This window comes from Escherichia sp. E4702, from assembly GCF_963883545.1.
Classification (GTDB): domain Bacteria; phylum Pseudomonadota; class Gammaproteobacteria; order Enterobacterales; family Enterobacteriaceae; genus Escherichia.
Genome location: NZ_CAWORF010000005.1, coordinates 249,965 through 261,377 on the forward strand (window position 1 = coordinate 249,965; position 11,413 = coordinate 261,377).

10 protein-coding genes are annotated in these 11,413 nt (G+C 54.9%); 8 read left to right on the forward strand and 2 right to left on the reverse strand.

The features are described from left to right. Nucleotides 1-6: 6 nt before the first annotated feature. The 5 genes from hycE to hycI are packed head-to-tail and all read left to right on the forward strand — an operon-like array spanning nt 7 to nt 3,905. The gene (gene hycE, locus AACU94_RS02540) at nt 7-1,716 is read left to right on the forward strand and encodes a formate hydrogenlyase subunit HycE (RefSeq protein WP_001288122.1); all 1,710 of its coding nucleotides are present in this window, start codon (nt 7-9) and stop codon (nt 1,714-1,716) included. A gap of 9 nt (nt 1,717-1,725) precedes the next feature. Beyond that, nucleotides 1,726-2,268: a formate hydrogenlyase subunit HycF gene (gene hycF, locus AACU94_RS02545; protein WP_000493785.1), complete on the forward strand. Its 543-nt coding sequence runs from the start codon at nt 1,726-1,728 to the stop codon at nt 2,266-2,268. Further along, nucleotides 2,268-3,035: a formate hydrogenlyase subunit HycG gene (gene hycG, locus AACU94_RS02550; RefSeq protein ID WP_000067399.1), complete on the forward strand. Its 768-nt coding sequence runs from the start codon at nt 2,268-2,270 to the stop codon at nt 3,033-3,035. Before hycF ends, hycG begins: the two co-directional genes overlap by 1 nt. Beyond that, nucleotides 3,032-3,442 carry a formate hydrogenlyase assembly protein HycH gene (hycH, locus tag AACU94_RS02555; RefSeq protein ID WP_001291925.1) on the forward strand — a complete coding sequence of 137 codons (411 nt, stop codon included), beginning with the start codon at nt 3,032-3,034 and terminating at the stop codon, nt 3,440-3,442. The genes hycG and hycH overlap by 4 nt, the downstream gene beginning before the upstream one ends. Then, nucleotides 3,435-3,905, forward strand: a complete 471-nt coding sequence (gene hycI / locus AACU94_RS02560) for a hydrogenase maturation peptidase HycI (RefSeq protein ID WP_000132961.1) — start codon at nt 3,435-3,437, stop codon at nt 3,903-3,905. Before hycH ends, hycI begins: the two co-directional genes overlap by 8 nt. Before the next feature lie 157 nt (nt 3,906-4,062). Here hycI and ascB read toward each other — a convergent pair whose 3' ends face one another. Together ascB and ascF are read right to left on the reverse strand one after the other, a co-directional pair. Then, complete coding sequence (gene ascB / locus AACU94_RS02565) at nt 4,063-5,487, reverse strand: 6-phospho-beta-glucosidase AscB (protein WP_135488880.1); 1,425 nt, start codon at nt 5,485-5,487, stop codon at nt 4,063-4,065. 8 nt (nt 5,488-5,495) lie between these two features. Continuing rightward, nucleotides 5,496-6,953, reverse strand: coding sequence for a PTS cellobiose/arbutin/salicin transporter subunit IIBC (gene ascF, locus AACU94_RS02570; RefSeq protein WP_135488881.1), 1,458 nt, complete (start codon nt 6,951-6,953; stop codon nt 5,496-5,498). A 259-nt stretch (nt 6,954-7,212) separates the two neighbouring features. Between ascF and ascG the strand changes: the two genes are divergently transcribed. The 3 genes from ascG to hypF all read left to right on the forward strand — a co-directional run bounded on the left by ascG (nt 7,213) and on the right by hypF (nt 11,304). Then, complete coding sequence (gene ascG, locus AACU94_RS02575; RefSeq protein ID WP_001374632.1) at nt 7,213-8,223, forward strand: DNA-binding transcriptional regulator AscG; 1,011 nt, start codon at nt 7,213-7,215, stop codon at nt 8,221-8,223. Between the two features lie 148 nt (nt 8,224-8,371). Continuing rightward, nucleotides 8,372-8,899, forward strand: a complete 528-nt coding sequence (hydN, locus tag AACU94_RS02580; RefSeq protein ID WP_001078777.1) for an electron transport protein HydN — start codon at nt 8,372-8,374, stop codon at nt 8,897-8,899. A gap of 152 nt (nt 8,900-9,051) precedes the next feature. Further along, nucleotides 9,052-11,304 (forward strand): carbamoyltransferase HypF, encoded by a 2,253-nt coding sequence (gene hypF, locus AACU94_RS02585; protein ID WP_135488882.1) that lies wholly within the window; start codon nt 9,052-9,054, stop codon nt 11,302-11,304. Nucleotides 11,305-11,413 lie beyond the last annotated feature (109 nt).

Here is an 11,413-nt window from a genome sequence, read left to right on the forward strand (position 1 = left end):
TTGAGCATGTCTGAAGAAAAATTAGGTCAACATTATCTCGCCGCGCTGAATGAGGCTTTTCCGGGCGTCGTGCTGGACCACGCCTGGCAGACCAAAGATCAGCTGACTGTCACCGTGAAGGTGAACTATCTGCCGGAAGTGGTGGAGTTCCTCTACTACAAACAGGGCGGCTGGCTGTCGGTGCTGTTTGGTAACGACGAACGCAAACTGAACGGTCATTACGCCGTTTACTACGTGCTGTCGATGGAGAAGGGCACCAAATGTTGGATTACGGTTCGCGTCGAAGTTGACGCCAACAAACCGGAGTATCCGTCCGTGACGCCACGCGTTCCGGCGGCGGTGTGGGGCGAGCGCGAAGTGCGCGATATGTACGGTTTGATTCCGGTTGGTTTACCGGATGAACGTCGTCTGGTGCTGCCAGATGACTGGCCGGATGAACTTTATCCGCTGCGTAAAGACAGCATGGATTATCGTCAGCGTCCGGCGCCGACCACCGATGCTGAAACCTACGAGTTCATCAACGAACTGGGCGACAAGAAAAACAACGTCGTGCCGATTGGTCCGCTGCACGTCACTTCTGACGAACCGGGCCACTTCCGTCTGTTCGTCGATGGCGAAAACATTATCGACGCCGACTACCGCCTGTTCTACGTCCATCGCGGCATGGAAAAACTGGCGGAAACCCGCATGGGTTACAACGAAGTGACGTTCCTCTCTGACCGTGTGTGCGGGATCTGCGGCTTTGCCCACAGCACCGCCTACACCACGTCGGTGGAAAACGCGATGGGTATTCAGGTGCCAGAACGCGCGCAGATGATCCGCGCCATTCTGCTGGAGGTGGAGCGCCTGCACTCGCACCTGCTGAACCTCGGCCTTGCCTGCCACTTCACTGGCTTTGACTCCGGTTTTATGCAGTTCTTCCGCGTGCGTGAAACCTCAATGAAAATGGCGGAGATCCTTACCGGTGCGCGTAAAACCTACGGCCTGAACCTGATCGGCGGGATTCGTCGCGATCTGCTGAAAGACGACATGATCCAGACCCGCCAGCTGGCACAACAGATGCGTCGTGAAGTGCAGGAGCTGGTGGATGTGCTGCTGAGCACACCGAACATGGAACAGCGCACCGTCGGCATTGGTCGTCTGGACCCGGAAATCGCTCGCGACTTCAGTAACGTTGGCCCGATGGTCCGTGCCAGCGGTCACGCCCGTGATACCCGTGCCGATCACCCGTTTGTTGGTTATGGCCTGCTGCCAATGGAAGTCCACAGCGAGCAGGGCTGCGACGTTATTTCCCGTCTGAAGGTGCGTATCAACGAAGTCTATACCGCGCTGAACATGATCGACTACGGTCTGGATAACCTACCGGGCGGCCCGCTGATGGTGGAAGGCTTTACCTACATTCCGCACCGTTTCGCGCTGGGCTTTGCCGAAGCGCCGCGCGGCGATGATATCCACTGGAGCATGACCGGCGACAACCAGAAGCTGTACCGCTGGCGCTGCCGTGCCGCGACCTACGCGAACTGGCCGACCCTGCGCTACATGCTGCGTGGCAACACTGTTTCCGATGCGCCGCTGATTATCGGTAGCCTGGACCCTTGCTACTCCTGTACCGACCGCATGACCGTGGTCGATGTGCGTAAGAAGAAGAGCAAAGTGGTGCCGTATAAAGAACTCGAGCGCTACAGCATTGAGCGTAAAAACTCGCCGCTGAAATAAGGAATCGCCATGTTTACCTTTATCAAAAAAGTTATCAAAACCGGCACGGCGACCTCGTCTTATCCGCTGGAGCCGATTGCGGTTGATAAAAACTTCCGTGGTAAGCCAGAGCAGAACCCGCAGCAGTGCATCGGCTGCGCGGCCTGCGTCAATGCCTGCCCGTCAAACGCCTTAACGGTTGAGACTGACCTCGCCACCGGTGAGTTGGCCTGGGAGTTTAATCTCGGGCGCTGCATCTTCTGTGGACGCTGCGAAGAAGTCTGCCCGACGGCGGCGATCAAACTGTCGCAAGAGTACGAACTGGCGGTGTGGAAGAAAGAAGATTTCCTGCAACAGTCCCGCTTTGCGCTGTGCAACTGCCGCGTCTGCAATCGTCCTTTCGCCGTCCAGAAAGAGATCGACTACGCCATTGCGCTGCTTAAGCACAACGGTGACAGCCGCGCGGAAAACCACCGCGAAAGCTTTGAGACTTGCCCGGAATGTAAGCGCCAGAAATGCCTGGTGCCGTCCGACCGTATTGAACTGACTCGCCATATGAAAGAGGCCATCTGATGAGTAATTTATTAGGCCCCCGTGACGCCAACGGCATTCCGGTCCCGATGACGGTGGATGAATCCATCGCCAGCATGAAGGCGTCGTTACTGAAAAAAATCAAACGTTCTGCCTACGTTTACCGCGTGGACTGCGGTGGCTGCAACGGCTGCGAAATCGAAATTTTCGCCACGCTTTCGCCACTTTTCGATGCAGAACGCTTCGGCATTAAAGTCGTTCCGTCACCGCGTCATGCGGATATTTTACTGTTTACCGGCGCGGTCACCCGTGCAATGCGATCCCCTGCGCTACGTGCGTGGCAGTCCGCGCCGGACCCGAAAATCTGTATCTCCTACGGTGCCTGCGGCAACAGCGGCGGCATTTTCCACGATCTTTACTGCGTGTGGGGCGGTACGGATAAAATCGTCCCGGTGGATGTTTATATCCCTGGCTGCCCGCCAACACCAGCCGCCACGCTGTACGGCTTTGCAATGGCACTCGGCCTGCTGGAGCAGAAAATTCACGCCCGTGGCCCGGGTGAGCAGGATGAACAACCGGCTGAGATCCTGCATGGCGATATGGTGCAGCCGCTGCGCGTGAAAGTGGATCGCGAAGCACGCCGCCTGGCGGGTTACCGCTACGGTCGTCAGATTGCCGATGACTTCCTGACACAGTTAGGGCAGGGCGAAGAACAGGTTGCACGCTGGCTGGAAGCGGAAAACGATCCGCGTCTGAACGAGATTGTCAGCCATCTGAATCATGTTGTTGAAGAGGCGCGTATCCGATGAGTGAAAAGGTGGTGTTCAGTCAACTGAGCCGTAAATTTATTGATGAGAACGATGCCACGCCCGCCGAGGCGCAGCAGGTGGTCTATTACAGCCTGGCGATTGGTCACCACCTTGGGGTTATCGATTGCCTGGAAGCGGCGCTCACCTGCCCGTGGGATGAATATCTGGCATGGATTGCCACTCTGGAGGCGGGCAGCGAAGCCCGCCGCAAAATGGAAGGCGTGCCGAAATATGGTGAGATCGTCATCGACATTAACCATGTGCCGATGCTGGCCAACGCATTCGATAAAGCCCGGGCTGTGCAAACTTCACAGCAGAAGGAATGGAGTACAATGCTGTTGAGTATGCTGCATGATATTCATCAGGAAAACGCCATCTATTTGATGGTGAGGAGACTGCGTGACTGACGTTTTACTCTGTGTTGGCAATAGCATGATGGGCGATGATGGCGCAGGTCCGCTGCTGGCGGAAAAGTGCGCCGCCGCGCCGAAAGGTAACTGGGTGGTGATTGACGGCGGTAGCGCACCGGAAAACGACATCGTCGCCATCCGTGAACTGCGCCCTACGCGGTTACTGATTGTCGACGCCACGGATATGGGGTTAAACCCCGGCGAGATCCGCATCATCGACCCGGATGACATTGCCGAGATGTTTATGATGACTACCCATAATATGCCGTTGAACTACCTTATCGATCAGTTGAAAGAAGATATTGGCGAAGTGATTTTCCTCGGCATCCAGCCGGATATCGTCGGCTTTTACTACCCGATGACCCAGCCGATTAAAGATGCGGTTGAAACCGTTTATCAACGTCTGGAAGGCTGGGAAGGGAACGGCGGTTTCGCGCAGTTAGCGGTGGAAGAAGAGTAGTTTTTCAGTAAGGAATCAGGACAGGGATGTTCTTGATGAGGGAATCAGAACTGATAGCAAACGCCAGATTGCCCGATGCGCTGCGCTTATCGGGCCTTCCTGGTTCGTGCGACACGTAAGCCGGATAAGGCGTTCACGCCGCATCCGGCACTGTTGCTTACTCTAAATCTTCACCGTTACTGGCAATCACTTTTTTATACCACCAGAACGATTTCTTACGCGTGCGCGTCAGCGTACCGTTTCCTGCGTCGTCACGGTCAACAAAGACAAAACCGTAGCGTTTGCTCATTTCACCCGTTGAGGCGGAAACCAAATCAATACAGCCCCAGGTGGTGTAGCCCATCAGAGGAATGCCGTCTGCAATCGCTTCGCCCATTGCGCGGATATGTTCGCGTAAATAGCTGATGCGATAGTCATCGTTAATCTCACCATTAGCAGCAAATTCATCTTTTGCGCCCAGGCCGTTTTCCACCAGAAACAGCGGCTTCTGATAGCGGTCGTACATCATATTCATGGTGATACGCAGACCGAGTGGATCAATTCCCCAGCCCCAGTCGCTTACCTGTAGATACGGGTTACGCAGCGATTTCACCACGTTCGCCGCACTGCTGTTGTTGGCGTTCATCTCCGCCGAGGCGCAGCGCGAGGCGTAATAGCTGAAAGAGACAAAATCGACGGTGTTTTTCAGGATCTCATCATCGCCCGGTGCTTTGTCGATGGTTACCCCTTTTTCGCGGAATACGCGGGCAGAGTAAGCCGGATACGCGCCCCGCGCCTGCACATCGATAAAAAACAGGTTTTCCCGATCTTTCTCCAGCGCCGCCCAGACATCTTCCGGCTTGCAACTGTAAGGGTAGAAGTTACCGCCCGCCAGCATACAGCCCACCTGATTTTGCGGGTTAACCTCATGGGCGATTTTGGTGGCTAATGCACTGGCAATCAGCTGGTGATGCGCGGCCTGATATTTCACCTGATCCTGATTTTCCCCTTCTTCAAACACCAGACCCGCGCCGGAGAACGGGCTATGCAACATAATGTTGATTTCATTGAAGGTAAGCCAGTATTTCACCAGACCATCAAATGCTTCAAAGCAGGTTCTGGCGTAGCGGCTGAAAAACTCCACCAGCTTGCGGTTACGCCAGGAGCCATATTCGGTGACCAGATGCATCGGCACATCGAAGTGGCACAACGTGACCAGCGGTTCGATACCGTACTTTTTACACTCTTCAAAGACAGAACGATAAAAAGCAATGCCCTGCTGATTGGGCGTGATTTCATCGCCCTGCGGAAAGAGACGGCTCCAGGCAATTGAGGTACGGAAAACCTTGAATCCCATCTCTGCCATCAGGGCGATATCTTCTTTATAACGATGATAAAAATCCGTCGCCTCATGGCTGGGATAAAACTCGTCATCGCGCAACTGAAAACGTTTTTCCAGCCCCAGTTTCACCGCCATTCGATGCTCGCCGTGTGGGATCATATCGACCGTGGTCAGCCCTTTGCCGCCTTCACGGTACGCGCCTTCAGACTGGTTGGCGGCAAGCGCGCCGCCCCATAAAAAACCTTGCGGAAATACTGACATTTTCATCCTCAATTAAGACTTACTTCTTTGGCGACGGTCGGTTGTGCGCTCTGATGCTTTCGCGCCTCGGCAGCCGCTTCCTCAACAGGAATATCCTCAAAGCCGAGCAACAGTGTGAGGATAAACGACAGCACCACCGCCAGCGCCATGACCGCAAACACCCAGACGATGCTCATTGGATTCGCCGGATCGAAGAACTGCACGCTGGTAAATAGCCCCGGCGCTGCCATTGAGTGGCTGGCAAGCCCCGCCATACCGGCAACCGCGCCGCAAATAAAACCGCTGATAAGACTGGCGATAAGCGGACGTTTCAGGCGAAGAGCCACGCCGTATAACGCCGGTTCGGAAATCCCCGCCATAATGGCTGATGCCGCCGCTGCCAGCGCCGTCTGGCGCAGTTCCGGGTTTTTCGTTTTCCACGCCACCGCCAGTGATGAACCGCCCAGCGACAGGTTAGCGCCGATCTCTGACGGCATGACCATCCCTTCTTTGCCGGTTTCGGCAATGGTCTGAATGATGGTTGGCGTAAAGACGCGGTGCATCCCGGTCATTACCAGCAGAGGCCACAGCGCGCCCATAATGGCGACTGAAAGCCAGCCCAGATAACCATGAATGGTGTAAACCAGCGCCGAAATGGCGCTACCGATCCAGATACCAATCGGGCCAATCAGCAGGATTGCCAGCGGTGCGGCAATCAACACAATCAGCATTGGCTTGAGGAAGTTTTTGGTCACCGCCGGTGTAATGCTGTCCACCCAGCGTTCGATATATGACAGGCACCAGGTCATCACCAGCGCCGGGATCACCGTGTAGGTATATTTCACCGCGGTGACCGGAATCAGGGCAAATTCGACATGTTCACCCTGGGCCGCTTTCGCCATCAGTTCAATAAAACTCGGATGTACCAGCACACCCGCGATGGCAATCGCCAGCGACATATTGGTTTTAAATTTGATGGCGGCAGATGCCGCGACCATTAGCGGCAGGAAGAAGAAAGCACCGTCACCAATCACATTCAGAATGGTTAAGGTCGGCGATCCTTTTGTCAGCACGCCGCTCATCTCGAGGATCATCGCCAGCAGTTTGACCATCGATCCGCCGATAATCGCCGGGATCAGCGGTGACATGGTGCCGATCAGCGCATCGAGGATCCCCGCACCAATGCGACGTAGCGTGAGTTTGGGTTTACCCACGGGCTGTGCGGGCTGCATATCTCCCGGCAGCAGGCTGACGACTTCCTGAAAGGCTTGTGAAACGGTATTGCCGATAATCACCTGACACTGGTTGTCATTACGTACCACGCCGAGCACGCCGGGGATGGTTTTTAACGTCGGGCTGTCGATAAGCTGGTCATCTTTGATAACAAAGCGCAAACGCGTCATACAGTGCGTGACTGCCGAGATGTTATCAACGCCGCCCAGTGCCGCTATCACCGAGCGTGCCAGCGCCGCATAATTTTTGGCCATCGGATTTTGTCCTGTTATCAGTAGGGTAGATGTAGTTGTTATCAGTCGACGGGACGGAAAAATGCCGATGCTGAAACGGAATGAAGAAACCGGTTTCACAAAATCATGAATAGTTGTCAAAAAATAAGCAAGAGAGTGAATTGTTCATTTTTTATATTTGTGAAACCGGTCACCTGAATATTTTTCCCGCTGATTGCGCAAGGACAATCGGCAAACGGTGCAGTACACTGCGTTGATTGCGTGTAAAGGGATGAAAATGATGACGACGATGCTGGAAGTGGCGAAGCGCGCCGGGGTTTCAAAAGCGACCGTTTCCCGCGTGCTTTCTGGTAATGGCTACGTCAGCCAGGAGACTAAAGATCGCGTGTTTCAGGCGGTAGAAGAGAGTGGTTACCGTCCAAACTTGCTGGCGCGCAATCTGTCGGCGAAGAGTACGCAGACGCTGGGGCTGGTAGTGACCAACACGCTTTACCACGGCATTTATTTTAGTGAATTACTGTTTCATGCCGCGCGAATGGCGGAAGAGAAAGGGCGACAGTTGCTATTGGCAGATGGCAAACACAGCGCCGAAGAAGAGCGCCAGGCGATTCAGTATCTGCTGGATTTGCGCTGCGACGCCATCATGATTTACCCGCGTTTTTTAAGCGTGGATGAGATCGATGACATCATTGACGCGCACAGTCAGCCGATAATGGTGCTTAATCGCCGCCTGCGCAAAAACAGCAGCCATAGCGTCTGGTGCGATCATAAACAGACCAGCTTTAACGCCGTGGCAGAGTTGATAAACGCCGGACATCAGGAGATTGCTTTCCTTACCGGCTCGATGGATTCTCCCACCAGCATTGAACGTCTTGCCGGATATAAAGACGCGCTGGCGCAGCATGGTATTGCGCTCAATGAAAAACTTATCGCTAACGGTAAATGGACGCCCGCCAGCGGGGCCGAAGGGGTAGAAACGTTGCTCGAACGTGGGGCTAAATTTAGCGCGTTAGTTGCCAGTAACGACGATATGGCGATAGGTGCGATGAAAGCGTTACACGAGCGCGGCGTAGCGGTGCCAGAGCAGGTGTCAGTTATCGGATTCGATGATATCGCAATTGCCCCCTACACCGTTCCGGCGCTCTCCAGCGTAAAAATTCCGGTAACAGAGATGATTCAGGAAATTATTGGACGGCTGATTTTTATGCTCGATGGCGGGGATTTCTCACCGCCGAAAACCTTCAGCGGAAAACTGATCCGCCGCGACTCACTCATTGCTCTTTCGCGATAAACATTGTCATCACATGTCATCGTCACTAGTGTCGATGACATCGTTTTTCTTGCATCACAGAATTTAATTTCCTTAAATAACAGTAAATTAAAAACTGGCATGATTTGTGAATGTATCGGCGCATTAACTGTCATTGCTGGAGAATTTGATGAACCGTTTCATCATTGCTGACGCGAGTAAATGTATTGGTTGCCGTACCTGCGAAGTGGCGTGCGTGGTTTCTCATCAGGAAAATCAGGACTGTGCATCGCTGACCCCGGAAACATTTTTACCGCGTATCCATGTCATTAAAGGTGTGAACATTTCCACGGCGACAGTTTGCCGTCAGTGTGAAGATGCACCGTGCGCTAACGTCTGCCCGAATGGTGCTATCAGCCGTGATAAAGGGTTTGTTCATGTGATGCAGGAACGTTGCATTGGTTGCAAAACCTGCGTTGTGGCTTGCCCGTATGGCGCGATGGAAGTGGTGGTGCGTCCGGTGATTCGCAACAGCGGCGCGGGGCTGAATGTACGGGCTGACAAAGCTGAAGCCAATAAATGCGACCTCTGTAACCATCGTGAAGACGGCCCTGCGTGTATGGCGGCTTGCCCGACTCATGCGCTGATTTGTGTCGATCGTAATAAACTTGAACAACTGAGCGCAGAAAAACGCCGCCGCACGGCGCTGATGTTCTAAAAATCTTACAGAACTGTTCTGGCATCAAAGGAATTCCCGGAAATATTCGTAGAATACGGAGCGGGCGGTATCGCCGACCTGTGACTGCCGGATGCGACGCTGTCGTGTCCGGCTGGACGGGTTACGCAATTCATGATGGCGGGAATAACTCAATGGCAAAAAACACATCTTGCGGTGTCCAACTGCGTATTCGTGGCAAAGTGCAGGGCGTCGGTTTTCGTCCGTTTGTCTGGCAGCTGGCACAGCAATTAAATCTTCACGGCGATGTCTGTAATGACGGCGATGGCGTAGAAGTCCGGTTGCTGGAAGACCCGGAAACGTTTCTTGTTCAATTGCATCAGCACTGCCCACCGCTGGCGCGTATTGATAGCGTCGAGCGTGAGCCGTTTATCTGGTCACAACTGCCCACTGAGTTCACTATCCGCCAGAGCGCGGGCGGCGTCATGAATACGCAAATTGTTCCCGATGCCGCTACTTGCCCTGCCTGTCTTGCCGAAATGAATACCCCAGGCGAACGGCGTTATCGTTATCCGTTTATCAACTGTACCCACTGCGGCCCGCGTTTCACCATTATTCGCGCGATGCCTTACGACCGCCCGTTTACCGTGATGGCGGCGTTTCCGCTGTGTCCGGCCTGTGACAAAGAGTACCGTGACCCGCTCGATCGTCGCTTCCACGCCCAGCCGGTGGCCTGCCCGGAGTGTGGCCCGCATCTTGAATGGGTAAGTCATGGTGAACATGCAGAACAAGAGGCGGCATTACAGGCAGCTATCGCACAGTTAAAAATGGGCAACATTGTCGCCATCAAAGGGATTGGCGGATTTCATCTTGCCTGCGATGCACGTAACAGTAACGCGGTGGCGACACTGCGGGCGCGCAAACATCGCCCGGCGAAACCGCTGGCGGTCATGTTGCCAGTGGCTGACGGTTTACCAGACGCTGCGCGCCAGTTGCTTACCACGCCCGCCGCGCCGATTGTGCTGGTGGATAAAAAATACGTTCCTGAGCTTTGTGATGATATCGCCCCTGACCTTAACGAAGTCGGGGTAATGTTGCCCGCGAACCCGCTCCAGCATTTGCTGTTACAGGAACTGCAATGTCCGCTGGTGATGACCTCCGGCAACCTGAGCGGTAAACCACCGGCTATCAGCAACGAACAGGCGCTGGCGGATTTGCAGGGCATTGCCGACGGATTCTTGCTACATAACCGCGACATCGTGCAGCGGATGGATGATTCAGTGGTGCGCGAAAGCGGCGAAATGCTGCGCCGTTCGCGGGGGTATGTGCCGGATGCGCTGGCTTTGCCTCCGGGCTTTAAAAATGTTCCGCCTGTGCTGTGTCTCGGCGCGGATCTGAAAAATACCTTCTGCCTGGTGCGCGGTGAACAAGCGGTGTTGAGTCAGCATCTGGGCGATTTAAGTGACGATGGCATCCAGATGCAGTGGCGCGAAGCGTTACGCCTGATGCAAAACATCTACGATTTTACCCCGCAATACGTTGTGCATGACGCGCATCCGGGCTATGTCTCCAGCCAGTGGGCGCGCGAAATGAATCTGCCGACGCAAACGGTGCTGCATCATCATGCCCACGCAGCGGCGTGTCTGGCAGAACACCACTGGCCGCTGGATGGCAGTGATGTCATTGCGTTGACGCTCGACGGTATTGGTATGGGGGAGAACGGCGCTTTGTGGGGCGGCGAGTGTTTGCGGGTGAACTATCGTGAATGCCAGCACCTGGGCGGCTTGCCCGCGGTGGCGCTTCCGGGGGGCGATTTGGCTGCGAAGCAGCCGTGGCGAAACCTGCTGGCGCAGTGCCTGCGCTTTGTGCCGGAGTGGCAGAATTACTCTGAAACGGCAAGTGTGCAACAGCAAAACTGGAGCGTGCTGGCGCGGGCCATTGAGCGTGGAATTAACGCGCCGCAGGCATCATCGTGTGGACGTTTGTTCGATGCCGTAGCGGCGGCGCTGGGCTGTGCGCCAGCCACGTTAAGTTATGAAGGTGAAGCGGCTTGCGCCCTCGAGGCGCTGGCAGCTTCGAGCCAGGGAGTGACGCATCCGGTGACGATGCCGCTGGTGGACAATCAACTGGATCTCGCCACTTTCTGGCAGCAGTGGCTGAACTGGCAGGCACCGGTTAATCAACGCGCGTGGGCGTTTCATGATGCGCTGGCGCAGGGTTTTGCCGCGTTGATGCGTGAGCAGGCCACGATGCGTGGTATCACTACGCTGGTATTTAGCGGCGGGGTTATTCATAACCGTTTGCTGCGTGCACGTCTGGCGCATTATCTCGCAGATTTCACGTTGCTCTTTCCACAGAGTTTACCGGCGGGTGATGGCGGCTTGTCTCTGGGGCAGGGGGTTATTGCTGCGGCGCGTTGGTTAGCGGGTGAAGTCCAGAACGGATAAAGCGTGTTGCATTTGGACACCATTGCCGGATGCGCTCCCCGTAGGTCGGGTAAGACGCGCCAGCATCGCATCCGACATTTTGGGTACAGTAGCTGGATGCGGAACGCAT